This window comes from Sphingomonas melonis, assembly GCF_013409985.1.
In the GTDB taxonomy this organism is placed as follows: domain Bacteria; phylum Pseudomonadota; class Alphaproteobacteria; order Sphingomonadales; family Sphingomonadaceae; genus Sphingomonas; species Sphingomonas melonis_A.
The window spans coordinates 42818-68229 of record NZ_JACCBY010000007.1 but is presented as its reverse complement, the minus strand read 5'-3'; the positions used below and the strand labels follow the sequence as shown (position 1 = coordinate 68229).

Genomic DNA, 25412 nt, shown 5'->3' with positions numbered 1-25412 from the left:
GTGATCCGGCCGGAACGGAGCCGAACAAGCGAGGATCAGCCTATTCCTGCCTGCGACCTGCCCGGCGAATGGTCGATCCTCGATGCGGCGCGTCACGCGGTCCTGGTCACCGGCCCGGTGCTCGACGCGCCGGGGCCGGTCATCCGCTATGCCAATCCGGCGATGCTGGAGCTGACCGGCTATCGCCGTGACGAACTGATCGGCGCGACGCCGCGCATCCTGCAAGGCCCCGGCACCGATGCCGCGGTGATCGCCCAGCTGCGCGCCGCGCTCGCCGCCGGCGACGGCTTCCACGGCGAGGGCATCAACTATCGCAAGGACGGCAGCGCCTATCTGGTCGACTGGACGATCGATCCGGTGCGCGACGCGGACGGGACGATCACCGCCTGGCTGTCGATCCAGCGCGACGTCACCTCGCGGCGCGAGGATGCGATGCGCGCCGCCGAGCGTGAGGCGCGGCTCGGCGCGATCTTCGCCCATGCCTCGGTCGGCCTGTCGGTTATTGATGCCGAGGGCCATTTCCTGCGCGTCAACCAGGAGCTGTGCCGCATCCTCGGCCGCAGCGAGGCGGAGGTGCTGCGCAGCACCGTCGCCGACGTCACCTTCGCCGACGACTTTCCGGCGTCGGTCCGCGCGCTCACCCGGGCGGTGACCGACCGCCAGCCGGCGGTGCTCGACAAGCGCTACCATCGCCCGGACGGCACGGTGATCTGGGCGAACAGCACCGTGACGCCGATGGCCGATGTCCGCGACCAGCCCGGCCATCTGCTCGTCGTCACCGTCGACCTCACCGCGCGGATGGAGATCGAGCGCGCGTTGCAGGAGAGCGAGACCCGGTTCCGCCAGTTCGGCGACGCCTCGTCCAACGCGCTGTGGGTGCGCGAGGCGAGCGGGTTGCAGCTCGAATATGCCAATCCCGCCTTCGAACAGCTGTACGGGCTCGCCAGCGGCGAGGCCGATGTCACCCGCTGGGCCGATCTGGTGGTGGCAGAGGATCGCGCCATGGCGCTCGACGCGATCCGCAGCGCCTGCGCCGGGGAGCACCGCAGCAGCACCTTCCGCATCCGCCGGCCGTCGGATGGGGAGGTGCGGTGGGTGCACGACACCGTCTTCGCGCTTCGCAGCGAGCGCCCGCAGGTCGCGCGGATCGGCGGAATCAGCGTCGATGTCACCGATGTCATCGCCAATTCCGAACGGCTCGAAGTGCTGGTCGCCGAATTGCAGCACCGCACCCGCAACCTCATCAATCTCGTCCGCTCGATCGCCGACCGGACGGCGCGATCGAGCAGCGACCTGCCCGCCTTCCGCAGCCGGTTCGTCGACCGGCTCGAGGCGCTTGCCCGCGTCCAGGGGCTCTTGTCGCAATTGCAGGACGTCGACCGCGTCAGCTTCGACGAGCTGGTCCGCAGCGAGCTGTCGGCGATGGCGGGCGCGTCGGATCGCATCGTGCTCGACGGGCCGCCCGGCATCCGGCTGCGCTCGTCCGCGGTGCAGATGCTGGCGATGGCGCTGCACGAACTGGCGACCAATGCGGTCAAATATGGCGCGCTCGGCCAGCCGCAGGCGCAGCTCACGGTGCGCTGGTCGCTGATCCCCGCCACCGACGGCGCATCGCCGCGGCTCCATATCGACTGGCGCGAATCGCAGGTGACGATGCCGCCGCCGGGTGCGCCGCACGACATCGCGGCGCACGGCACCGGCCAGGGCCGCGAGCTGATCGAGCGTGCCCTGCCCTATCAGCTCGATGCGCAGACCGGGTTCACCCTGGAGGCCGATGGCCTGCATTGCACGATCGAGCTGCCGGTGTCCGATACCAACGCGGTCGCGTCCTGCTCCCCCTGATCCCTGGCGGCGCCTGACGCCCGCGCGCAGGCGGATCGCGATTTGCAAAGGCCGCGAAACGGCAGCACAGTCCCCGCTTGCCCCTCCGTCACCCAGGCCGGTTTTCGCTGGCAATCACCATCGCACCGGCATAAATATGAGAATGCTTCTCAATAGCCGGGTGGAGGTAGGGATTATGCCGTCGGGACCGTCTTCCATATCGAACGGGCCGGCTTCCCGTCCGCCAGCCTATCCTCACTACCGATCCGGAGACTTTGCCATGACGCCCGCCACCACCGCAGCCGCCGCTGGCCATCCGGTGGCACCGCCAAGCCGCGCGAAGCGGCTCAAGGCGCTGACCCACGATACGCACGAACGGCTCGACAACACCGTCTCCACCGCCGCCTCGTTCGCGACGCGCGACGGCTATGTCCGCTTCACCGGTATGCAGTATCTGTTCCACCGCGATATCGACGCGCTCTATGCCGACGTGACGTTGCAGGCGCTGCTGCCCGACCTAGCCGAGCGGCGGCAGTTGCCGCTGTTGCAGCAGGACCTCGCCGATCTGGCGGTCGCCGCACCGCAGGCCGTAGGCGACCCCGCCTTCACACCGGGCGCGGCGATCGACCTGCCGACCGCGCTCGGCTGGCTCTATGTCGCCGAAGGGTCGCGGATGGGCGCGACGCTGCTGCGCAAGGATGCCGCCAAGCTCGGCCTGTCGGATGCGTTCGGCGCGCGCCACCTGGCGCCTGCCCGCGAGGGGCCGGCGGCCTATTGGCGCATCTTCACCGCCGCGCTCGACGCCGTGCCGCTCGATGCGGAGGGCGAGGAGCGGGTGACCGCGGGTGCCGAGGCCGCCTTCGCCCGCGTGCAGGCCTATGCCGATGACACCCTCCGCTGACCGACCGCCGCTGGCGCCCGCGCTGCTCGCGCGCAGCCGCGTCAGCCGGGCCTTGTGGATGGCGCTCGGCTGGATGCTGGTCGGCGTCGGCTTCGTCGGCCTGTTCGTGCCGCTGCTGCCGACCACCGACTTCCTGATCCTCGCGCTGCCCTGTTTCGCACGCTCGTCGGTGCGGCTGGAACATTGGCTGCTCGATCACCCCCGCGTCGGTCCGCCGCTGCGCGCCTGGCGGACCGAGCGGGCGATCCCGCGCCATGCCAAGATCGCCGCTTGCGGCGGCATCGCGCTCGGCTTCGCGTCCTTCTGGGCGCTCGTCCGCCCCGGCGCACTGCCCGCGATCGCCGTCGCCCTCCTGCTGCTCGCCTGCGCCGCCTGGATCGTCAGCCGCCCGTCTCCGGGAGCCAATCCTCGGATTCCTGCGGTAGACTAAGGTAAATATACGGTTAACCATCTGGATTCGTGGTAGGTCTCCGGGCAGGGAGACTCATATGACGTATCGGGCAGCGACCATTGGCAGCGCCATCCTTGCCATCGCCGCCGCCGGCCCGGCAGCGGCGCAGGATCAGGACGGCTCCGCCACCGACGCGATGCGCCGGTCGATCCGCTACGACATCAGCGCTCCCGTCTCGCCGTCCAGCGGCACCTCGACGGTCTCGCCGAGCAGCGTGCCGCAGGCGATGGAGCGGATGACCGACGGCGATACCCGCGCCGACCTTTCGCTCGGCTCGATCTATGCCGAGGGCAAGTTCGGCACCGGATCGAAGACGACGATCTGGAGCTCGGCGCTCGGCGCCCGGCTGCGGATGGGCGACTGGACGCTGTCCGCCTCGCTGCCGTGGATGCGGATCCGCAGCCGCTCGACGATCTTCACCGGGATCGATTCGACGCCGATCCTCGTCGCGCCGAACACCGCGCCCGTCCGGCGGACCGCGGACGGCTTCGGCGACCTGACGCTCGGCGCCGCCTATACGATCGTTTCGGCGACCACGCCGCTGGAGGTGCAGCTGTCCGGCCGCGCCAAGATCAACACTGCGACGGACAGCAGCGGCCTGTCGAGCGGCAGGAACGATTATGCCGGCGGCGTCGACGTCTCCTATCCCGTCGGCAAGGTCACGCCGTTCGGGTCGGTCAGCTATCGCATCCTCGGCGACAGCGCGCGCTACGACCTGCGCGACGGGCCGGCGGCGTCGGCGGGCGCCTCCTACGCGCTCGGCACCGACAGCTTCCTGCTCGCCTCCTACCATTATTCGCGCGCGGCGACGCGGCTGGTCGAGGATGCGCACGAGCTGTTCGCCGGCGCCTCGACCCGCATCGACGGCACGCCGCTGCGCCTTACCGGCTTCGCCACCGCCGGCCTGTCGCACGGCGCCGCCGCCGCGTCGGGCGGGCTGTCGCTGTCGCTCGGCCTCCAGAAGCGCAATGCCCGCTGAGCTGGGCGACGGTGTCACGCGGATCTATGCGATCGGCGACGTGCACGGCCGCTACGACCTGTTCCGGCGGCTGATGAACATCATCGAGCGCGACCAGGCGAACCGGCTGGCGGCGCCGACGCGGATGATCCTGCTCGGCGACATCGTCGATCGCGGTCCCGATTCCGCCAAGATGGTGAAGGGCTGCATGAACCTCACCGCGTCGACCGACCGCTTCATGGTGCTCAAGGGCAATCATGAGGAGATGATGGTCGAGGCGCTGCGCGGCAGCCTCTACGCCTATCGGCAATGGCTCAAGTTCGGTGGCCGCGAGACGCTGGTCAGCTGGGGCGTCGACGCGGCGCTGCTCGACGGTCCGGCGACGATGGACACGCTGCGCCACGCCGCCGCGATCGTCGGCGAGGAGGCGCTCGACTGGCTCGCCCGCCTGCCCCTCTACCATCGCCACGGTGATTACCTCTTCGTCCACGCCGGCATCCGCCCCGGCGTGGCGCTGCGTCGCCAGCGCGCGGAGGACATGCTGTGGATCACCGACGAATTCCTCGATTCGGACGTCTCGCACGGCATGGTCGTCGTCCACGGCCACACCATTTCCGAGCCCCGCCCGACGGTGCGCAACAACCGGATCGGCATCGATACCGGCGCCTACCGCACCAACCAGCTGACCGCGATCGGCATCGAGGGCAAGGACCGCTGGATGCTGCACACCACGCTGCTGCCCGAACTGATGCTGACCGCGGAGGATGCCACCGCGGACGGCGATCTCAAGGCGCGCCACGGCTGATGCCCCCACCCGGCTTCAACGACAAACGGCTCGATGCGAACCTCGCCTCGATCCTCGGCCTGCGCGACCAGCCGCCGGCGCCGCCGCCGGAGGACGTCGCCCGCGCCGCGCCGACGCTGCATCGGGTCAGGAGCTCGCGCCGCGCCTCGGCGACGGTAGCCGCGTCGCTGGGCATCGCGCTGCTCGCCGGTGTCGGGCTGGTCGTCGGGCGCAGCGTCACGACGCACCAGCCTGCCCCCGTGCCGCACCGGGTCATCGACCTGCCGACAGCGCCGGGATCGGTGCCCGCCCCCGCAGCGGCGGTGACAGCCGCGCCGCGGCCCGCCCTGGTCCGCCACCACCGAACCCACGCGACGCCTTCCCCCGCTGCGCCGTCGGTCCCCAGCACGCCGCTGCTGGCCGAGGCGCTTGCCGAAGCGATGCGCAACAGCGCGGCGCCGACTCCCGCCGCCGAAGCGCCGCCCGCCGTCGCCGCCGCGCCGCGCCCGGCCGCGACCGAACCGCCCGCGCCGCGCCCCAGCGCCGCCGCGACGCCCAACGGCCCGGCGCCCGATCCCGCACGCGCGCGCCGCGACGGCGTCGACGCGATCCGCGCGCTGCGCCGCCAATGGTGAAAAGCATCCTTTAGCGTCCCCAAGTCTTCCCCCGATGGCGTTTCGCCCTGCGATCCGGCACAGGCTGCGGCTTTGCGTATCGAAGGCTGCGAACCACCGATCATGATCAGGCTTACCGACGTCCGAAAGCAGTTCCCCGGCGGTGCCACGCCGGCGCTCGACGGCGTGTCGCTCACCATCGCACAGGGCGAGGTGTTCGGGATCATCGGGCGATCGGGCGCCGGCAAGTCGACGCTGATCCGGCTGCTCAACGGCCTCGAACGGCCGACCAGCGGGCACGTCGCGATCGAAGGGCTGGCGATCGACACCCTCCCCGCCGCCGAACTGCGCCGGCTGCGCCAGCGCATGGGCATGATCTTCCAGAATTTCGGCCTGTTGTCGTCGCGTACCGTGGCGGGCAACGTCGGCTTTCCGCTCGAACTCGCCGGTACGCCGCGGCGTGACCGCGATGCCAAGGTCGCCGCCCTGCTCGATCGCGTCGGCCTCACCGCGCTCGCCGGCCGCTATCCCGCGCAGCTCTCCGGCGGCCAGCGCCAGCGGGTCGGCATCGCCCGCGCGCTGGCGACCGACCCGGCCGTGCTGCTGTGCGACGAGGCGACCAGCGCGCTCGATCCGGAGACGACGCGCGACGTGCTCGCGCTGCTGCGCGATCTCAACCGCGAACTCGGCCTCACCATCGTGCTGATCACGCATGAGATGGAGGTGGTGCGCAGCATCTGCGACCGCGTCGCGGTGATCGAGGCGGGACGGATCGTCGAGACCGGCACGGTCGACGCGGTCTTCGCCGCAGCGCGCCATCCGGCGACCCAGAGCATGCTCGCGGCGGTGGCGGCATGACCGACCTGTTCGTCAACATCGACTGGCCGGAGATCGGCCGGGCCTGCCTGGACACGCTGGCGATGCTGTCGGGATCGCTGCTGCTGTCGATCCTGTTCGGCCTGCCGCTCGGCGTGCTGCTGTATCTCACCGGCGAACGCGGGCTGCTCGCCAACCGCTTCGGCAACTTCGTGCTCGGCGGACTCGTCAACGTGCTGCGTTCGGTGCCGTTCATCATCCTGCTGATCGTCATGATCCCGCTGACGATGGCGCTGGTCGGCACGTCGCTCGGCGTCGCCGGCGCGATCCCGCCGCTCGTTGTCGGCGCCGCGCCCTTCTATGCGCGCCTCGTCGAGAGCGCGCTGCGCGAGGTCGATCGCACGACGATCGAGGCGACGCAGGCGATGGGCGCGACGACGCGGCAGATCGTCACCGGCGCGCTGATCCCCGAAGCGTTGCCCGGGCTGATCGCCGGCGCGACGGTGACCGCGGTGGCGCTGGTCTCGTTCACCGCGATGGCCGGGGTGGTCGGCGCCGGCGGGCTCGGCGACCTCGCCATCCGCTTCGGCTATCAGCGCTTCCAGACCGATGTGATGGTCGTCACCGTCGTACTGCTTGTCGCGCTGGTTCAGCTCATCCAATATGGCGGCGATCGTCTCGCCCGCCGCGTCACCCGTCGTTGAAGGTCCTGTCGATGAACCGTCGTATCCTCCTCGTCACGCTGTCGCTCGGCCTGCTCTCCGCCTGTTCGGGCGGCGCCAAGCCGGATGCCAACACGCTGAGCATCGCCGCGACCGCGGTGCCGCATGCGGAGATCCTCGAACAGGTGAAGCCGATGCTCGCCAAACAGGGGCTCGATCTCGATATCCGCGTGTTCAACGACTATGTGCAGCCCAACCTGCAAGTCGATCAGCGCCAGATCGACGTCAACTACTTCCAGACCAAGCCCTATCTCGACCAGTTCAACGCCGCGCGCGGCACGCATCTGGTGCCCTTCGCCGGCATCCATGTCGAGCCGCTCGGCGGCTATTCGCGGCGCTACAAGCAGCTGGCGCAACTGCCCACCGGTGCGGTCGTCGCGCTGCCCAACGAGCCGAGCAACGGCGGCCGCGCGCTACTGCTGCTCCAGCGCGCCGGGCTGATCCGGCTGAAGGAGCCGACCAACGCGCTGTCGACGCTGCGCGACATCGCCGACAATCCCAAGCGCCTGCAGTTCAAGGAACTCGAGGCGGCAACGCTGCCGCGCGTGCTCGGCGAGGTCGATCTGGCGATGATCAACACCAATTACGCGCTCGACGCCAAGCTCAACCCGACCCGCGACGCGCTGGTGATCGAGGATGCAAAGTCGCCCTATGTCAATTTCGTCGTCGGCCGCGCTGGCGAACAGAACGACCCGCGCGTTGTCAAACTGATCGCCGCGCTGCGCAGCCCGCAGACCCGGGCGTTCATCGAAAGCCACTATAAGGGCGCGGTGCTGCCGGCGTTCTGATCGTTCTATAAAGCCAGCAAGGCCACGACGCCGCTGCCCGGCCCGGCACCTCCGTCAGGCCGGGCAAGGCGGACGATGGAGTGGATGCTGGCGATGGACATGATGACGCTGTTGTTGCCGATCGGATTCGGCAGCGGGCTCTACGTCCGGGGGCTCTTCGCCCGCGCCGAGGCCGCGAGAGCCCAGGATGAAGCCAGCGGACTCCGGCGCCAGGCGGAAACGCTCAAGCAGAAGATCGAGGCGATGGCCCGTTCCGAAGCCGAAAGGCAGTCCAGCGCCGAGCAACGCAGGCAGTTCTTCGCGCAGAACGACGTGACGCTGGTCGAGAACCAGCTCCGCTTCATCAGTCAGGCGAATCTGCACGCCATCCGGCCGGTCAACAAGGAGGCGGCGCGGGTGCTTTACGCACTCGACGAATGGATCATCGCGCATCAGCCGGACTGGCGGCTGGCGTTCGAGGTGGCAATGGGGTCCTTCATCAAGACGTCGGACAGCGGGGATGCCCGCACCCAGGACGCGGCGTTCAGTTCGTACAACAGCAAGCGTGTCGACTTCCTGCTGATCGACCGGTTCGGCCATCCGATGCTGGTCGTCGAATATCACGGCTCGGGCCATGATCTGGCCGGCGATGCAGCCGACCGCATGCAGGTAAAGCGTCTTGCGCTCGCCCGTGCGGGTATCCCGCTCGTCGAACTGCCGGTGCATGCACAACGGACGGACATCTTCCGCATGGTGAACGAAGCGCTCGGCGCATCCGACGCGGCGGTGAACTGATCCGAGGTTCGCTGCCATGTGCGCCAGGCATTTGTCGTCCAATTCTCTCGGCTCAGCCTCAATCTGAACACAAGCGCGGGGCAGAAGCGGGGCTTCCTTCATGACGGTCTCGGACCGGGGTTGCTGCCTGCCTCATGCCGCGTGTGTTCCGCCATCTCAGCCTCGTCGCCCTGCTCGCCACCGCCGCCTGGCGGGTGGAGGCGGCGCCCTCGCAATTCGATCTGGTCGGGCCGCGGCTCGATGTCGCGGTCACCCATAACGGCGAGACGCTGCCGCTCGCCTGGGTGCCCAATCTGGCTGAGGGCGACCGGGTGTCGATCAGGCTCGACCTGCCGCCCGCGGGCAGCGAGCGGTTTCGCCTGGTCGCAGTCTTCCTGCGGGGCGCGATCGAGCGACCACCGCGCGACTGGTTCCACGACACGCTCAGCAGCAAGCGCGGGAAAGCAGGCGATGGCGGCAATGGCGGCGACCTGTCGCTGGTCGTGCCGAAGGGCGCGCAGCAGCTCGCGCTGTTCATCCTGCCCGAAAAGGGCGGCGGCGCGGATGCGGTGGTCAGCGCGGTGCGCAAACAGCCCGGCGCCTTCGTCCGCGCGGTGCAGGACCTCAATCAGGCAACGCTCGATCGTGCGCGGCTCGACACTTTCCTCGACGTGCTGCTCCAGGCCGAACGCGAGGACCCGGAGAGCGTCAGCGCCACCTCGCAGGTGCTCACGCGCAGCCTGTCGATCAAGCTGAAGGCGGAATGCCTGCAACAGCCGGCCGACCTGCAAGCCGCCTGCCTGACCGGCGACCGCGAGACGCTGCTGTTCGCCGATACGCACAGCTCGGCGCTCGCCGATACGCTGACCGGCGCACCCACCGATCTCGCCTTCCAGCTCAGCGCGACGCCGCAGGCCGGCTATGGCTTCTACAGCTCCTATATCGGCGTGGTGCGCGATATCTTCCGGCTGTTCGGCGCCTTTCAGTCGACGCAGCTCCAGTTCGTGCCCGCGCTGGCGCGGATGGGCGACAGCCGCATCACGCTGCTGCTCAACACGCCGCTGTCCTTCGCCAAGCCGGCGTCGGTGATGGTCGTCGGCCTGCCCGCGATCGAGGCCGCCAAGCCGCCGCCGCTGCGGCGCGGCGAAGGCGGCGCGATGCTGTGCGCGACGAGCGGCGCGGTGCTGCCGGTCGAAGGGGCGCCGCTGGTCTATGCGACGCGCTATGCGCGCGACGTGATGGTCCGCGTCGCCCGCGCCGACGGTTCGACGCTCGACCTGCCCGTCCATGCCGATGCCCGGCGCGGCGGCTATGTGCTCGACCGGACGCTGCCGGGCGCGGGCTTCGCCGGACCGGTCACGGGGCAATTGCACGGCAATTGGGGCTTTACGCCCTTCGACGGTCCGCGCTTCACCCTGTCGCGGCCGCAGGCGAACCTGTGGACGGCGCCGGCCAATACGACGCTGGTGGTCGGCCGTACCAACACGCTCGCACTGGCGGGCGAGGGTGCGGGCTGCGTCGGCAAGGTCGAGATGCGGCGCGGCGACGGCGCCAGCCAGACGCTGAACTGGAGGCCGGACGGGCAGCGCGGCATCGTCGTCGACGTGCCGCTCGACAAGGCGGCGCCCGGGCCGGTCACGCTGACGGTCACCGGTGCGGCCGGTGCGGCGCCGGCGGTGCTGACGCTGCCGGCGTTGCAGGAGATCGGCCGGCTCGACGCGCTGACCCTGGCGGCCGGCGACGACGCGGCACTGCTGACCGGATCGCGGCTCGACCAGGTGCGGGAGGTCAGGCTGGGCGACCTCGTGTTGCGCCCGGGCGCGCTGACCCGAACCGATCGCGCCGACCAATTGACGCTCGTCGCAGCCGATCCCGCGGCGCTACAGGCGATCGCCGCGGGCAGCCGGATCGTCGCCGACGTCGGCTTCGCCGGTGACCGCCACAAGACGATCGCGGTCACCGTCGGCGCCGCCCGCCCCACGCCGGTGCTGCTGCAACGCCATGTCCAGCCCGCACCGCGCCCCGGCGTCCTGCCGATGACGTTGCGGCCGGACGGCGCGGTCGCGCAGGATGCGCGGCTGACCTTCGCCTTCCGCCTCGATCCCGCGATGCCGCTGACCGGCAGGGAGGTGGTCGAGGTCGCCACCGTCGATGGTCAGGCGATCGGGCGACTGACCGCCGGCAAGGGCTATGACCTGCAGGATGCGACGACCGGCATCGTCGGCTTCGTGCCGGCCGAGGCGCTCGGTGGCCTCGCCCATGGCGCGATCCGCTTCCGCATCGTGCAGGACGGCGTGGCGACGCGGTGGACGCCGCTCGGCAGCATCGTCCGCCTGCCGGAGCTGCGCGCCGTCGCCTGTACCCCGGCGGGGCGCTGCACGGTGACCGGGGAGCGCCTGTTCCTGGCGCAGGCGATCGCCACCAACGACCGGTTCGACGCGGCACAGCCGATCCCCGACGGCTTCACCGCCAATACGATCGACGTCGCCCCGGCCGCGACCGGCCAGAAACCGGCGCAGCTGTTCCTGCGCCTGCGCGACGCCGCCGATACGGTCGCGACCGTCGTCGTGCCGTAAGCGAGGCCGGCTAGCCGCGCTTGGCGTGGCGGACGCGGACGAGGCCGCAATGGCGGCAGCGGTGCACCGCGGTTCCCGGGCGGTGGGTGGCGGGCTTGATCGTCCATTGATGCAGGCCGAAGCGGCAGCGTAGAGCAGGCATAAGACGCTCCTGAAAAGCCACGCTGTGGGCGACGGGCGATGCAGCGACGCTGAACCGCACGTTTATCTGCGGTTCAGCGCTGGGGTGACGATAAATCCTGCCGCGGCGCTGTCACGCCGGCGCGGGCTCCGGCCATCGCCCGTGTCAGCCGTCGGCGCGCGACGCTGCGCCGCTCCACCCGCTGCCGGTGGTGACCATAAGCGTAGGTCGCGACAGCGGCGATTGCGACCGCCGCGGCGATGATGAGATAGGTCATGCGAGCCCCCGGCGATCCAGCCTGTCGGGCGCAGGCGTAGGAGCGTCGCGGCGTCGCCGATACGGGCCGCGGCATTGCCGATGTTCCACCGGCTGTTGCCGCGGTGTCACCAGCCCGCCGCGGCGGTGTCGCAGGATAGGATGTTAACCTCTTTTTCGTAACGGGCGCCATGGCTTCCATCGTAGATCCCACTCCGCATCCGACCTGGCTCGCGCAAGACGAGCGGCAGGCCGACCGGCTCGCCGTCGTCTGGCCGGCCACCATCGCGTCGATGAAGTTCGATCCCGAAGCCTGTTCGATCAGCGACATCACGCATCGCGGCTGCCGCATCCTGCTCGGCCATCACATCACGGTGGGGACCTATGTCACCATCGACATGCCGCAGTTGACGAAGCTGGAGGGCTGGATCGCCTGGAACCGCGGGCATGAGGTCGGCGTCGAATTCAGCCACCCGCTGCCCAAGGATGTGCTCAGCGACATCGAGACTCGGATCCAGTCCGGGCCGCCGCACTGATCCTCTTCGTAAGTCGTTGATTATCAACATAAACTCAAGTTAAGTACTGACCTTTAGGGGGGAGAGGTCATGCCGCGCACCTTGACGGCATCCGATGGATCGGTGCGGGTCGTCAGCACGACGACGACGACCAAGTTGGCCGAGCGGATGCTCGCCGCGGCGCAGGTCATCGCCGAGACGCTGCCGGCCGGCTTCAACGCGCCGCTGCCGACCAACATCCTGCTCGCCCTGTTCGTCGCCGAGGAAGAGGCGCATTATCCATCGGAAAGCGAAGTCGGCGGCCCGCGCGCGACCACCGACCGATGGATCGCCGCGCTGGCGCAGGCAGGGCTGGTCGAGCGCCGCGATGGTCTGCTCGCCCTGTCGGAACGGGGCCATGCGATGGTGCAAACGATGCTTGAGCGGCTGTTCGACGCACAGCGTCGCCTGGACTGACGGCGCGACTCTCCGCTGCCCGTTCCGCAATACCTCTGCTAGGACGCCGCAATGCTCAAGACACGTATGAAACGGCTCACGCATCAGGGGGAACTGGCGGCGCAGCGGCTCGCCGCCATCGAAGCCTCGATCCTCGGGCTCGGCGACGAGGATCTGCTCGACCTTGCCGACATCTTTGGCGCCTCGTCCGACACGCCGCTCGGCGCGATCGCGGTGGCGGAGATGACGCGGCGCGGCATCCGTCTATAGGCACCGCGCCGACCGGCGATCACTCGACCAGCGCCACGTCATAGGCGGGCAGCGTCAGCGATCCCGCCACCGGCCGGCCACCGATCACGTCGCGCCCGGGTTTGGCGAGCGGCACGGCGACGGGTGCGGTGGTCGTGTTGACGTACATCGTCCGCCCCTCGACCCGACGCGCGACGACGCCTGCCGGTGTCGTCGGTCCCGGCACGATCCCGGTTTCCGCATAGAGCGATCGGATCAGCGGCCCCAGCAATGCCGCCTGCGGTGCGGTCGCGAGGTAGATCGCGCGGCCCTTGCCGAAGCGGTTGACGGTGATCGCCGGCGTCCGCTGCCCCGCCCCCTCGAACAGCGCGAGCGGCCGTGCGGTGGCGGGCTCCAGCACCTCGTAATAGCCGTCGGTCGCGGTCAGCGTCGTGCCGTTGAACGTCACCTTGAGCGGCGTGGCGGCGCGGTAGAAGGCATTGGTCCGCAAGCCGAACACATCGGTCAGCCGCCCCGGCAGCGGCGTCGCGAACCATTGTCCGGTCGCGTCCGCCTTCGCCGAATAGCCGGTCATCACCACCGTCCCGCCGTTGGCGACGTACCGGCGCACCGCCGCCGCGGTGGCAGCGTCCATGATATAGGCGCTCGGCAGCACCACGAGCTTGTAGGCGTCGATGGAATCGTGCGCGATGTCGATCACCGCGGCATCGACATTGTCCTCGAACAACGGCTGGAACGCCGCCTTGGCCTGATCGACGTAATTGCCGGCGAAATATTGCTTCATCGTATTGGGGCCGGGCGGCGGATTGACCAGCCAGTTGGTCTCGAACGAATACGCGATGGCGACCTGCGGCTGGCGATCGCGCGGGAAGCCGAGCGCCTTCATCCTGCCGAACTCCTTGGCGATCCGCGCGAACTCGGCGACCTTCCACGACGGCCGGTCGTCGTGGTCGATCAGGCCGAACAGCGACTGCTCCTCGCCGCCGAGATGCGAGTTGAACGTCCAGGCAAGGAAGGTCTGCGCGTAGGTGAGCAGCCCGAAATAGGCCCACATCCGCGATCGCCCCGGCGTGCCGTAATCGCCGCCGCCGCCCGCGGTGAACTCGTTGAACCAGACCGGCGTCTGGTGCCCCGCCTTCATCATCATCACCTGGAACGCCGCGCCCAGTGCGTCGCCGGGGTAGAAACCGAGCGCGCCATAGGTGGCATATCGGTTCCAGCTGCGCAGATAGTCGAACCCCTTGTTGCCCGACTCGGGCCACAGGTTGGACGCGGTCGGCAGGTGCGGCGCATAGTGCCGGCGCACGCCGTCGAGGTCTTCGAGCGCGGCGATCGTCTGGTCCGACCAGAAGCGGTGCAGGTCGAGGTTGCGCTCGTTCGGCCCCGGTCCGTTGCCATAGGGGATATCGACGCCGTCCCAATCGACGATCCGCCGCGACCAGCGCTGCGTCGCCCAGGCGGTGTTGAGCGCCTCGATCGTGCCGTAGCGCTGCCGGAGCCAGCCGACGAACCGCTGCCGGACGCCGTCCGAATAGGACATCGGCGAGCTGCCGACCTCATTGTCGTAACCGATCGCGATCACCGCCGGATGGTGGGCGTAGCGCTTGAGCATCTGCTCGGCGAGCGCATGGACGTGCCGGCGATAGTCGGGATCGCTGATATCGTCCCAATAGCGGCTCGCCGCATGCTGGCGCGCGCCATCCTGGTTGACGATGTCGACGCCGGGATATTTTTTGTGCAGCCAGCCCGGCGCGGGCAGGCCGGGAATGTCGAGCACGACGCGGATGCCGGCGCGGTGCATCTGGTCCATCACGCTGTCGAACCAGCCGAAGGTATAGCGCCCCTCTTCGGGCTCGAACGAATCCCACGACAGGTCGCCCATGCGCACCATCGTGAAGCCCGCCGCCTTCATCACCGCGATATCCTGCGCGATCTGCGCCGGCGACCGGTCGACCGGCTGGTAGCAGGTGCCGACGAACAGATCGCCCTTGCCCGGCCAGTCGGCGCGTAGCGCGGTAGCCGGTGCGCGTTCCTGCGGTGCGGGCGCTGCGGCGAGCAGGGCGGTGCCCAGCGCGAGCGCGGCGAAGGGCTTGATCGAGACCATGATGCGAATTCCGTCCTGAAAATGGGGCCGCCGCTCAGGCGAAGCTGATCTCGAACACGCTGGCGTGGCGGGTCGGCAGGCGATCGGGTCGCGCGATCACCAGCGCCTGACCGGTCTGCTCGAAGCCGATCGTGCCGCCATGGCCGAGCAGGCGGACCCGCTTGATCCGGCGCGCATCGTGCGGATTGCCCGCGGCCAGCGCCGTGATCGCGGTCGCCCCCGACGGCTCGCCAAGTGTGATCGCGTACAGCCGGCCGCGCTTCGTCGTGAAACGCACGTCCTGCGCGACATAGCTGCCGTCTTCCTTGAAGCTGCCCGCCACCGCCTCGGTCGGCCCCTCGCCGAAGATCGCCCAGGGGCGCGTGCCGTGGATCGCCTCGGCATTGACCGCCATCCACGCGGCGAGCTCGGCGAGCAGCTCCTGCGACTGCGGCGGCAGGCTGCCGTCGGCGTGCAACGCGACGTTGAGCAGCATATTGCCGTTCTTGCTGACGATATCGGCGAGCATCGCGATCACCTGTGGCGGCGTCTTGAACCTGTCGTCGACATTGTCGAACCAGTCGCCGTTCGACGTGTCGGTCTGCCACGCCAGCGGATTGATCCCGGCGAGCACGCCGCGCTCGACGTCCTGGACGCACGCGCCCTTGTAGAAGTCGCCCGAGCCCTGATCCTTGCAGGTATAGACCGCGTCGAGCGTGCCGTGCCGCGCAATGCTGCTGTTGTAGAGATGCGCGACCAGCGACCGCCCGACCGCCCCGAACGGCAGGCCGCCATCGGAATAGAGCAGGTCGGGCCCATAGGAATCGACCAGGTCACGGATGCGCGCGAACCACAGCGCATGGTAAGCGGGATCATTGGTGTACCAGCTGCCGGGCTTGTTGGTGTAGGGCTCGTCGTGTTTGGCGTGGTAGAGGTCGGCGAAGCGCGGATCGGCGCCGTCGTAATCGACGCCGAGCTTCGGCCAGAACTGGTCGTAGAGATGGCTGGGATACCACCAATTGTGGCTGGCGCCGAGATGTTCGGACACGCCGAAGCGCAGCTTGTTCCGCCGTGCCGCCTTTTGCCAGTCGCCGACGATGTCGCGCTTGGGCCCCATCGCCACGGCGTTCCAGCGGTGATGCTTGGACGCCCACAGGTCGAAATTGTCGTGATGGACGCCCATCGACACGAAATATTTCGCACCCGCCGCGGCATAGCGGTCCATCAGCGCATCAGGATCGAACTTGTCCGCCGTCCACAGCGGGATGATGTCCTTATACCCGAACTCCGACGGATGGCCGTAGGTGGCGACGTGATGCGCGTAATGCGGATGGCCGGGCACGTACATGAAGCGCGCATACCAGTCGCCGCGGCGCGGCACCGCCTGCGGCCCCCAATGCGCCCAGATGCCGAACTTGGCGTCACGGAACCAGGCGGGCGTCTGGTAGGTGCTGAGCGATTCGACGGTGGGCTGAAAGCGGCCCGGCGCGATCGCCGGCAGCGGCGCCGCCGCGACGGCACGCGCGAACGGCCCGGCGGCGAGGCTCGCGCCGAGCGACGCCCCCAACAATTCGCGCTTGCTGATGCCCGCCATGTCCGTCTCCCGCCGCGACGTCCCGTGCGAACGCTTGGCCTAAGTATCATACTTGCAAACGTATTTTCATTAGGCAAGCAATCTTCCGTACTTCGTTAGCCGGAGGGAAGCCCGTAGAAGCGGCGCGCGCTGTCGGCGAACAGGCTGCGCTCTCCCGCGGCATTGAGCCCGGCAAGGTTGCGCGCGGTCTCGAACCAGCACCCATAGTCATCGCCGGTGAGGGTGAGCACCGGCCAGTCGCTTCCCCACATCAGCCGCTCGCCAAAACAGGCGACGAGATGCGCCACATAGGGCGCCAGCGCCGCCGCCGGCGCGCCCGCCGCCTGTTCGGTGCGCAGGCCCGACAGCTTGCACCACACGTTGCCCAATCCGGCGAGCGCCGCGATCCCCTCGCGCCACGGATCGAGCCCGCCGGCCGCCGCGCTCGGCTTGGCGGCATGATCGATCACGATCGGCAGGTCGGGCCAGCGTCGCGCGAACCGGTACAGCGCCGCGAGATGCCGCGGCTGCACCAGGGCATCGAAGCGCAGCCCATGCGCGATCATCGCCGCGATCGCGTCGTCCAGCGCCGGTTGCAGGATCCACGCCTCGTCCGCGATCGCCTGGAGCATCGGCCGCAGCCCGCGCAGCTTCGGCCGCGCCGCCAATGTCGCGATCCGCGCCGACGCCTCGGCCGATGCGAGATCGACCCAGCCGACGACCGCCCCGACCAGCGGCTCCCCCGCGGCAAGCGCGCACAGCCAGTCAGTATCGGTATCGGTCGGCTGCGACTGGACCAGCACCGTCGCGGCGAGGTCCACGCCACGGCTCGCCGCGCGCAGGTCGGCGATGGCGAAGTCGCGGTGGATCGCCGGCAGGCTCGCGTCGGGCCATTGATGCCCCGGCGCGTCGAGCCGCCAGCAATGATGGTGCGCGTCCACCACGCCGACGACCGGCGGCTTGTCCTCGACCGTCACGCTATCCTCCCCACGCCGTACAACCCCATCGCCTTCCATGGACGTGCCCCCGCACCAGGGCCGGCGACGCGGGTCAGGGCTGCTCGTCCAGCGCGTAGATGCGCTCCGCCGCGACCCATTTGTCGCCCTCGGGCGCGAACGGCAGCCGTCGCTGGAATCGCTCCATCAGCGCCTCCCACGCCTGGACGTCGGGGTCCGCGGCATCGGCCGCCGCCTTCGCCGCCGCCGAGAAGTCGGGGCCCGTCTCCATGACCATCGCCAGCCGGTCGCCGACGTGCCAGATCTCCAGCGATTCGATGCCGCTGGCGCGGATCGACCGGTTGATCGCCGCCGGCGGCCCGCCGGCGCGATGCCAGTCGCGATAGGCGGCGACCGACTCCGACGACGGATCGATATCGAGGAGGAGGAGGTGGCGCGTCATCGTCGGCATTCTCGATGCAAGTGTTTGGAGACGCGGCAACATTGCGCGACGACCGGCGCGCGGCAAGCCGCCTTGGGCCGCGGACGCGCACGGCCGGCCGCACATCGCGCCGATGCCGCGGATTTGACAGCCGCCGACGCGCCCCGCATGGCTCGGGCAGGACAAGGGAGGGCCAGATGGCATCGGGTTCGAAAACGACCTATGCGGCGCCGGCCGTGGAGAAGGCGTTCGAGATCTTCGAACTGCTCGAAACGCAACCGAGCGGCATCCTGATCAGCGAGATGGCGGTGCGGCTCAACCGCTCGGTCGGCGAGCTGTTCCGCATCGTCGTGGTGATGGAAAAGCTCGGCTATCTCCAGAAATCGCGCAAGGACGATCGCTATTCGGTCGCCTACAAGCTGCTCGACCTCGCCTATCGCGCCACCCCGGCGCAGGATCTCGTCACCGCCGCGCGGCCGGCGATGCGCCGCCTGGCGATCGACACCGGCCAGTCCTGCCATCTCGTCGTGATCAACGGCGGCAGCGGACTGGTCATCACCCGCGAACAGAATCCGGGGACGCGCGGTTTCTCGCTGCGGCTCGGCGCGGCGATCGACATGCTGGCAAGCTGTTCGGGCAGCATCCTGCTCGCCTTCTCCTCCGACGAGACGCGCGACCATGTGCTGGCGGAGGCGATTGCGATGAGCGACAAGCCGGTCGATCGTGCCGCGCTGGAGGCGCAACTGGCGCAGGTACGCGCCCGCGGCTACGAACAGCGCAAGAGCCCGATCACCCGCGGGGTCACCGATCTAAGCTTCCCGGTCTTCGGCTTCGACGGACAGGTGGCGGCGGCGCTCACCATCCCCTTCCTCGAACTCATCGACGGGTCGCAGACCGTCGACATGCCCGCCGCGCGCGATCACCTGCGCCATGCGGCCGCCGACATCTCGATCGCGCTCGGCTACCACCCCTCCTGATCCGCATCGCCGGCGATCGGCGCTTGCAACGTCGCGAGCGATATTTCATATTTGCAATCTTACTTGCAAATCGGGGCTGCGTGCGTGCTGACGATCCTTTGCCAGCAACCGTTCGACCTGCGACTGGTCGACCGTGACCCGCCGCAGGCCGGCCCCGGCGACGTGCTGGTGCGTATCCGCCGCGTCGGCCTGTGCGGCACCGACTATCACATCTACGCCGGCGACCAGCCGTTCCTCGCCTATCCGCGGGTGATGGGCCATGAACTCGCCGGCGAGGTGATCGAGGCGCCGGCCGGCTCCGCCTGCCGCGTCGGACAGCGCATCACGATCAACCCCTATCTCGCCTGCGGTCACTGCGCCGCCTGCCGCCGCGGCAAGCCCAATTGCTGCGTCAATGTCGCGGTGCTCGGCGTCCACGTCGACGGTGGCATGGCCGAAATCATCGCCATCCCCGAACGCGCCGCGATCGACGCCGCCGGGCTCAGCCTCGACCAGGCCGCCATGGTCGAATTCCTCGCGATCGGCGCGCATGCGGTGGCGCGCGCGCGGCCGGGGGCGGGCGAGCGCGTGCTGGTCCGTGGCGCGGGCCCGATCGGCATCGCCACGGCGCTGTTCGCGCGGCTCGACGGCGCGCAGGTCGTGCTGTGCGACACGCGCCAAGCGCGGCTCGACCATGCGCGCGACCGGCTGGGCTTCGCCGAAACCGTCCTCGCCGATGACGGCGCGACCGACCGCCTCGCCGCGCTGAGCGAGGGCAGCGGCTTCGCCACGGTGTTCGACGCCACCGGCAGCATCGCCGCGATGAATGCCGGCCTCGCCGATGTCGCGCACGGCGGCAGCTACGTGCTGGTCGGGGTCGCCAGAGGCGCGCTGACCTTCTCCGACCCCGAATTCCACAAGCGCGAGACGACGCTGCTCGCCAGCCGCAACGCGCTCGCCGCCGACTTCACGCGGGTCATCGCCGCGATCCGCGACGGCGCGATCGACACCGACGCGCTGCACACCCACAGCATTGCCGCGATCGACCTGCCCGTCGAACTGCCCAGGCTCGCCGCCCAGGCCGATCACGTCCTCAAGGCGATCGCGGCCTTCTGAGCGTCAGCTCACCATTCGATGCCGATCTTGCCGAAGTGGCTGCCGTCCATTTCGTACTGGAAGGCGTCGGCGAGCTGGTCGAGCGGGAAGCGGCGGTCGATCACCGGCCGAATACCGGTCGTCTCCAGCGCGCGGACGAACTCCTGCTGCTCGCGGCGGCTGCCGACGATCAGCCCCTGCAATCGCGCCTGCTTGCCCATCAGCGCCGCGGTCGGCACCTCGCCCGAGACGCCGGTCAGCACGCCGATCAGCGAGATATGGCCGCCGACGCGCACCGCCTCGATCGACTGGGCGAGCGTGCCCGGCCCGCCGACCTCGACGACGTGATCGACGCCGCGCCCGCCGGTCCAGTCGCGCACCGTCCGGCCCCAATGGTCGTCGTTGCGGTAATTGAGCGTGAAGTCGGCACCCAGCGCCTTCGCCCGCTCCAGCTTCTCGTCCGACGAGGAGCTGATCGCCACCCGCGCGCCCATCGCCTTGGCGATCTGCAACGCCCAGATCGACACGCCGCCGGTGCCGAGCAGCAGCAACGTGTCGCCCGCCTTGATCTGCGCATCGACGACGAGCGCGCGCCAGGCGGTGAGCCCGGCGGTGGTGATCGTCGCCGCCTCGACCGCGTCATAGCCCTTGGGCGCGCGGGTGAAGGCGGTCGCCGGCAGCACGACATGCTCCTGCGCGAAGCCGTCGATGCCGTCGCCGGGCGTCCGGCTGAAGTCGCCGATCGTCGGCGTGCCGTCCTGCCAATCGGGGAAGAAGCAGGAGACGACCATGTCGCCGACCGCGAATTCGGTCACGCCCTCGCCGACCGCCTCGACCGTGCCGGCACCGTCGGCGAGCGGGATGCGGCCGTCGGCGCTCGGCATCTTGCCGGTGGCGATGCCGAGATCGTGATAGTTGAGCGAGCTGCCGTGCAGCGCGACGCGGATCTGCTGCGGGCCGGGCGCGCCCGGATCGGCGCGGTCGGCGAGGGTCAGCCGGTCGAGCCCACCGGGGGCAGGCAATGTCATCGCTTTCATCGGGAATTCCTTGTGCTTTGGGGCTCGAACGCGTCAGATCGCATCGCTTTCCCAAAAAGCCGCAGGCCCCCGGTCTTCGGCGCCGCCGGCGGGCGCTCCGCGGCCGCCGATCCGCGCGGTTATGCCGTCATCCGCGGCCGGAACAGCTCGCCCTTCTCCACCACCCAGATCAGCGCCAGCACCGCCAGCCCGATCAGCAGATAGCCGATCGCTAGCGGCAGCGTCGTGCCGGCATAGGACTGGCCGATCGCCGAGCCGACCAGCACCGCGCCGATGCTGGTGATGAAGCCCTGCACCGACGAGGCGGTGCCGGCGATATGCCCGACCGGCTCCATCGCCATCGCGCCGAAATTGGACCCGCACAGACCGATGCAGGTCATGCTCAGCGCCTGCAGGATCATATAGCTGGTCAACGTCTCCTGCCCCGCCTGGATGACGATCAGATGGACGATCGACAGCGCGATCAGCGCCAGCACCGCGCTTTGGGAGATCAGCCGCGTGCCCAGCCGCTCGACCAGCCGGCTGTTGGCGAAGGAGGCGACGCCCATCGAGAAGGCGCAGATCGCGAACAACAGGGTGAAGCGCCGCCCCGCGCCGAATTCGTCGACGAAGATCTGCTGCGCCGAGGAGACGAAGGCGATGATCCCGCCGAAGGTCAGCGCCGCGGCGATCGCATAGCCGATCGAATAGCGGTTGGTCAGCGTCAGACTGTAGCTCTGCCGCAGATTGGCGAGCGACAGCGGCCGCCGCGCCGCGACCGGCAGCGTCTCGGGCAGGCGGACCAGCGACCAGGCGAGCACGAACGCCGCAAACCCGCCGAGCGCATAGAAGATGAACCGCCACGGTCCGAAGGCGAGCAGTCCCTGACCGAGCGTCGGCGCGAGGATCGGCACGATGAAGAAGATCATCTGCGCGATCGACATGGTGCGCGCCATCTGCCGCCCGGAGGCGCCGTCGCGCACGATCGCGACCGCGAGCACCCGCGTCGACGCCGACATCAGCCCCTGCAACAGCCGCGCGCCGAGCAGCGCGGCGAAGGTCACCGAGCTGGCGGCGAACACGCTCGCGGCGATGAAGCCGATCAGCGTCGCGATCAGCACCGGCCGCCGCCCCACCCGATCGGCGAGCGGCCCGTAGACGAGCTGGCCGGCACCGAAGCCGACCATGTAGACGGTGACCACCCATTGCCGATGGTTGGCCTGGCTCACCAGCAGGTCGCGGCCGATATCGGCGAGCGCCGGCAGCATCAGGTCGACGCCCAGCGCATTGACCGCCATCACGGCGGCGATGAACGCGACGAACTCGCGCGGATGCATGCCCGATGGGGCGGGACGATCGATCATGCCGCGCCTATCGGCGGCATCGTGCCGCATCACAAGGCAGTGCGCATCCTAACTGCCGCATTGTTAAGCAAATTTTTCGTCGTCCTGTTACCATGCTGCAACATCCTTGCGGCAATGTGGCATCGAGTCGGCTGTCGCGTTCGCATCTTGTGGCCGCAGCGCAACAATCCTGCATACATTTCCCCGAACGCCGCAAAGGGCGCAGGACAAGGGGAACAGCAATGCGTGCAACGACGTGGATGATGCGATCGTCGAGCCTGGCGGTGATCGCCGGCTTGGCCCTTTCGGCGCAGGTCGCGCAGGCGCAACTTGCCACGGACCCGCAGACGCCGACCGCGCCGGCAGCGACCGAGGCGCCCGCCGAGGACATCGTGGTGACCGGTTCGCGCATCCGTCGCGACCCGCTCGACCAGCCCTCGCCCGTCGTCACCATCGACGATACCGCGATCGCGCGCACCGGCCTGTCCTCGGTCGCCGACGTGCTGCAGCGACTGCCCGCCTCGTCGGGCGGCCTCAATTCCAAGTTCAACAGCTCGGGCAATTTCGGCAATCCACCCGATGGCGGCGGCGTCGGCGCCGGCTCGGCGGTGCTCGACCTGCGCTATCTCGGCCCCAAGCGCACGCTGGTGCTGGTCGACGGGCTGCGCTTCGTCAACGGCGCCTCGGCGAGCGGCATCCCTGCCACCGTCGACCTCAATTCGATCCCCTCGTCGATGATCGAGCGGATCGAGGTGCTGCAATCGGGCGCGTCGCCGCAATATGGCTCCGACGCGATCGCCGGCGTCGTCAACATCATCACCAAGCAGAACCAGAAGGGCTTCAAGGGCTCGGCGCAATACGGCCAGTTCCTCGGCGACAATGACGGCAACACGCAGGATTACCAGCTCAGCTACGGCGTCGGCGGGGACGACGTCCATGTCGTCGCCGGCGGCTATTACACCAAGCAGGATTCGGTCAGCGCCGCCGACCGCAGCATCTCGCAATTCCCCAATCCCGGCCAGACCAGCTGCGCCGAGCCGATCGGCGGCTGTTCCAGCTTCACCCCGCTCGGCCGCTTCCTCGTCAACGGCCAGAACCTGACGCTGCGCGCGCCCGTCACCACCGGCCGCCCGGTCTACGACCCGACGCTCGCGACCGGCGACTTCAAGGCGCTCACGCCCGCCGACCGCTACAATTTCGCGCCCTTCAACTATTTCCTCACCCCGGTCGAACGCTTCGGCGGCTTCGTCAACGCCCGCGCGCGCTTCTCCGACGCGATCAACCTCAGCGTGAAGGCGGTGTACAACCGGCGCAATTCGCAGAACCAGGCCGCCTATCTGCCGCTCGGCATCGGTCCGGACGTCGGCAACGGCAACATGCTCGACGGGCTGTCGGTCGATGCGACCAATCCCTTCAATCCGTTCGGCGTCACGCTGACCCCGGGCCAGAACTATACCGCGATCTTCCGCCGTCTGGTCGAGGCGGGCCAGCGCACCTACAGCCAGCAGGTCGACACCATGTCGTTGACCGGCACGCTCGACGGCAAGTTCCGCATGTTCGATCGCAACTGGTATTGGGACGTCAACGCCGTGCTCGGCTATAACGACGCCAAGCAGCTGTTCACCGGCAACATCAACGCCGCCCGCCTCGCCCGCGCGATCGGCCCGGTCAGCCAGTGCACCGACGAATGCGTCCCGTTCAACTTCTTCGGCGGCGTCGGCTCGATCACCCCGGCGATGCTCGGCTATATCGGCTTCGACGAGCGCGATCGCAGCCGCCAGACGCTCAACGATTATACCGCCAACCTGTCGGGCGAACTGTTCGACCTGCCGGGCGGCCCGGTCGGCATCGCCGTCGGTTACGAGCATCGCTACCAGTTCGGCAGCTTCACGCCCGATCCGATCATCCAGGCCGGGCTCGGCGCCGACATCCCGGCGCAGGCGGCGAGCGGCCGCTTCAACGTCGACGAAGTCTACGGCGAGATCCGCCTGCCGCTGCTGCGCGACCTGCCCGCCATCGCCTCGTTCGAGCTGAACGGCGCGGTGCGTCATTCGAACTATTCGACCTTCGGCGGCAACACCACCTTCAGCGGCGGCGCGTTGTGGAAGCCGTTCAACGACCTGCTGCTGCGCGGCCAATATGCCGAATCGCTGCGCGCACCGTCGATCGGCGAACTCTACGGCGCGCAGTCGCGCTTCGACGCGTCGATCGACGATCCCTGCACCAGCGCGACCGGCGGCCTGTTCCAATCGAATGCGACGGTGCGCGCCAATTGCGTCGCCAACGGCGTCCCCGCGAGCGGCAGCTATGCCGAGCCGCAGGGGCAGTTGCCGGTGCTGACCGGCGGCAACCCCGAACTGCGGCCCGAAACCGCGCGGACGCTGCTGTTCGGCGGCGTCTACAGCCCGCGCTGGGCGCGCAACGGTGCGCTCTCGGCGCTCAGCCTCGAAGTCAATTACTACGACATCAAGGTCAGCGGCGCGATCGCCTCGATCCCGGCTCAGGTGCTGCTCAGCCGCTGCGCCGAGAGCGGCGATGCGCTCAGTTGCACCGCGATCCGCCGCGCGCCGAGCGGCATCGTCACCGGCATCAACGGCCTGCTGCTCAACACCGGCGGCGTCCGCACCAAGGGCATCGACGCCACGTTGACGGTCCGCTCCGGCGAGACCGGGGTCGGCCGCTTCGGTCTCTACGTCTCGGGCAATTACCTGCTCAAATATGCCGAGCGGACACCGGCGACCGACGGCTTCACCAACACCGACTATGTCGGCACCGAACGCGGCTCGCCCGACCAGACCTATCCGCACTTCAAGGGGCTGGGCACGATCGACTGGACGCTCGGCCCGGTCACCGCGAGCATCACCGCGCGCTACATCGACAACGTTCAGGAGATCGCCGCCGAGAACGAGCTGGAAAGCCGCCTGTACGGTGATGCGCAGCTGCAATTCCGCCCACGCTGGCTCGATTCGCGCTTCGCCTTCACGTTCGGCGTCAACAACGTCTTCGACAAGGACCCGCCGGCCTGCTTCAGCTGCAGCCTCAACAACTTCGATCCGACCACCTACGACATTCCCGGTCGCTTCGGCTATCTGCGCCTCTCCTACGGTCTGTAACCGTACCGGGCTGCCGATCCACGCTCGGCAGCCCGAAAGGTTCGGAACGGAAGCGCGCGGTCGGCGCTTCTGGTCCTGATCTTTCCGGGAGTTACGA

The 25412-nt window shown here is 69.0% G+C and carries 25 protein-coding genes; 17 read left to right on the top strand and 8 right to left on the bottom strand.

Annotated elements, in window-relative coordinates; genetic code table 11:
• The 11 genes from HD841_RS17795 to HD841_RS17745 all read left to right on the top strand — a co-directional run bounded on the left by HD841_RS17795 (position 1) and on the right by HD841_RS17745 (position 11184).
• On the top strand, positions 1 to 1842 hold the full coding sequence (locus HD841_RS17795) for a PAS domain-containing sensor histidine kinase (RefSeq protein ID WP_179510235.1): 1842 nt from the start codon (positions 1 to 3) through the stop codon (positions 1840 to 1842).
• 259 nt (positions 1843 to 2101) lie between these two features.
• A complete protein-coding gene (locus tag HD841_RS17790) occupies positions 2102 to 2722 on the top strand; it encodes a biliverdin-producing heme oxygenase (RefSeq protein WP_179510234.1) in 621 nt (206 codons plus the stop codon).
• A complete protein-coding gene (locus HD841_RS17785; protein WP_179510233.1) occupies positions 2706 to 3152 on the top strand; it encodes a YbaN family protein in 447 nt (148 codons plus the stop codon). Before HD841_RS17790 ends, HD841_RS17785 begins: the two co-directional genes overlap by 17 nt.
• Positions 3153 to 3210: 58 nt before the next feature.
• Complete coding sequence (locus HD841_RS17780) at positions 3211 to 4152, top strand: hypothetical protein (RefSeq protein WP_179510232.1); 942 nt, start codon at positions 3211 to 3213, stop codon at positions 4150 to 4152.
• On the top strand, positions 4142 to 4936 hold the full coding sequence (locus tag HD841_RS17775; RefSeq protein ID WP_179510231.1) for a metallophosphoesterase family protein: 795 nt from the start codon (positions 4142 to 4144) through the stop codon (positions 4934 to 4936). Before HD841_RS17780 ends, HD841_RS17775 begins: the two co-directional genes overlap by 11 nt.
• A complete protein-coding gene (locus HD841_RS17770) occupies positions 4936 to 5550 on the top strand; it encodes a hypothetical protein (protein WP_179510230.1) in 615 nt (204 codons plus the stop codon). The genes HD841_RS17775 and HD841_RS17770 overlap by 1 nt, the downstream gene beginning before the upstream one ends.
• Positions 5551 to 5652: 102 nt before the next feature.
• Complete coding sequence (locus HD841_RS17765; RefSeq protein ID WP_179510229.1) at positions 5653 to 6387, top strand: methionine ABC transporter ATP-binding protein; 735 nt, start codon at positions 5653 to 5655, stop codon at positions 6385 to 6387.
• Positions 6384 to 7049, top strand: coding sequence for a methionine ABC transporter permease (locus HD841_RS17760; RefSeq protein WP_179510228.1), 666 nt, complete (start codon positions 6384 to 6386; stop codon positions 7047 to 7049). The genes HD841_RS17765 and HD841_RS17760 overlap by 4 nt, the downstream gene beginning before the upstream one ends.
• Before the next feature lie 11 nt (positions 7050 to 7060).
• Positions 7061 to 7855 carry a MetQ/NlpA family ABC transporter substrate-binding protein gene (locus tag HD841_RS17755; protein WP_179510227.1) on the top strand — a complete coding sequence of 265 codons (795 nt, stop codon included), beginning with the start codon at positions 7061 to 7063 and terminating at the stop codon, positions 7853 to 7855.
• Positions 7856 to 7930: 75 nt separating this feature from the next.
• Positions 7931 to 8629: a DUF2726 domain-containing protein gene (locus tag HD841_RS17750; RefSeq protein ID WP_179510226.1), complete on the top strand. Its 699-nt coding sequence runs from the start codon at positions 7931 to 7933 to the stop codon at positions 8627 to 8629.
• Between the two features lie 134 nt (positions 8630 to 8763).
• Positions 8764 to 11184 carry a hypothetical protein gene (locus tag HD841_RS17745; RefSeq protein WP_179510225.1) on the top strand — a complete coding sequence of 807 codons (2421 nt, stop codon included), beginning with the start codon at positions 8764 to 8766 and terminating at the stop codon, positions 11182 to 11184.
• Between the two features lie 10 nt (positions 11185 to 11194).
• Here the strand turns inward: HD841_RS17745 and HD841_RS20820 are convergent, their stop codons facing one another.
• Both HD841_RS20820 and HD841_RS17740 read right to left on the bottom strand, forming a co-directional pair.
• Positions 11195 to 11326, bottom strand: coding sequence for a hypothetical protein (locus HD841_RS20820; RefSeq protein ID WP_257015749.1), 132 nt, complete (start codon positions 11324 to 11326; stop codon positions 11195 to 11197).
• Between the two features lie 73 nt (positions 11327 to 11399).
• Positions 11400 to 11582: a hypothetical protein gene (locus HD841_RS17740; RefSeq protein WP_179510224.1), complete on the bottom strand. Its 183-nt coding sequence runs from the start codon at positions 11580 to 11582 to the stop codon at positions 11400 to 11402.
• Between the two features lie 169 nt (positions 11583 to 11751).
• Here HD841_RS17740 and HD841_RS17735 point away from each other — a divergent pair, with 169 nt between their 5' ends.
• The 3 genes from HD841_RS17735 (at position 11752) to HD841_RS17725 (ending at position 12780) form a co-directional block, all read left to right on the top strand.
• Positions 11752 to 12096, top strand: coding sequence for a PilZ domain-containing protein (locus tag HD841_RS17735; RefSeq protein WP_179510223.1), 345 nt, complete (start codon positions 11752 to 11754; stop codon positions 12094 to 12096).
• Between the two features lie 69 nt (positions 12097 to 12165).
• The gene (locus HD841_RS17730) at positions 12166 to 12531 is read left to right on the top strand and encodes a hypothetical protein (protein WP_179510222.1); all 366 of its coding nucleotides are present in this window, start codon (positions 12166 to 12168) and stop codon (positions 12529 to 12531) included.
• Positions 12532 to 12582: 51 nt separating this feature from the next.
• A complete protein-coding gene (locus HD841_RS17725) occupies positions 12583 to 12780 on the top strand; it encodes a hypothetical protein (RefSeq protein WP_257015744.1) in 198 nt (65 codons plus the stop codon).
• A 19-nt stretch (positions 12781 to 12799) separates the two neighbouring features.
• On the opposite strand, the gene HD841_RS17720 is transcribed toward HD841_RS17725, so the two are convergent.
• The 4 genes from HD841_RS17720 to HD841_RS17705 all read right to left on the bottom strand — a co-directional run bounded on the left by HD841_RS17720 (position 12800) and on the right by HD841_RS17705 (position 17822).
• Complete coding sequence (locus HD841_RS17720) at positions 12800 to 14863, bottom strand: beta-galactosidase (protein WP_179510221.1); 2064 nt, start codon at positions 14861 to 14863, stop codon at positions 12800 to 12802.
• A 34-nt stretch (positions 14864 to 14897) separates the two neighbouring features.
• Complete coding sequence (locus tag HD841_RS17715) at positions 14898 to 16436, bottom strand: alpha-L-fucosidase (protein WP_179510220.1); 1539 nt, start codon at positions 16434 to 16436, stop codon at positions 14898 to 14900.
• Between the two features lie 95 nt (positions 16437 to 16531).
• On the bottom strand, positions 16532 to 17392 hold the full coding sequence (locus HD841_RS17710) for an amidohydrolase family protein (protein WP_373563063.1): 861 nt from the start codon (positions 17390 to 17392) through the stop codon (positions 16532 to 16534).
• A 73-nt stretch (positions 17393 to 17465) separates the two neighbouring features.
• Positions 17466 to 17822, bottom strand: a complete 357-nt coding sequence (locus HD841_RS17705; protein WP_179510218.1) for an L-rhamnose mutarotase — start codon at positions 17820 to 17822, stop codon at positions 17466 to 17468.
• 167 nt (positions 17823 to 17989) lie between these two features.
• On the opposite strand from HD841_RS17705, the gene HD841_RS17700 reads away from it, so the two are divergent.
• Positions 17990 to 18769 carry an IclR family transcriptional regulator gene (locus HD841_RS17700; protein ID WP_179510217.1) on the top strand — a complete coding sequence of 260 codons (780 nt, stop codon included), beginning with the start codon at positions 17990 to 17992 and terminating at the stop codon, positions 18767 to 18769.
• Positions 18770 to 18853: 84 nt separating this feature from the next.
• Positions 18854 to 19864, top strand: a complete 1011-nt coding sequence (locus HD841_RS17695; protein WP_179510216.1) for a zinc-binding alcohol dehydrogenase family protein — start codon at positions 18854 to 18856, stop codon at positions 19862 to 19864.
• An 8-nt stretch (positions 19865 to 19872) separates the two neighbouring features.
• Here the strand turns inward: HD841_RS17695 and HD841_RS17690 are convergent, their stop codons facing one another.
• Both HD841_RS17690 and HD841_RS17685 read right to left on the bottom strand, forming a co-directional pair.
• Entirely contained in the window at positions 19873 to 20880 is a 1008-nt protein-coding gene (locus HD841_RS17690) for a zinc-dependent alcohol dehydrogenase family protein (protein ID WP_179510215.1), read from the bottom strand.
• Between the two features lie 119 nt (positions 20881 to 20999).
• Complete coding sequence (locus tag HD841_RS17685) at positions 21000 to 22196, bottom strand: multidrug effflux MFS transporter (RefSeq protein WP_179510342.1); 1197 nt, start codon at positions 22194 to 22196, stop codon at positions 21000 to 21002.
• 248 nt (positions 22197 to 22444) lie between these two features.
• Here HD841_RS17685 and HD841_RS17680 point away from each other — a divergent pair, with 248 nt between their 5' ends.
• On the top strand, positions 22445 to 25315 hold the full coding sequence (locus tag HD841_RS17680; protein ID WP_257015741.1) for a TonB-dependent receptor domain-containing protein: 2871 nt from the start codon (positions 22445 to 22447) through the stop codon (positions 25313 to 25315).
• Positions 25316 to 25412: the final 97 nt, after the last annotated feature.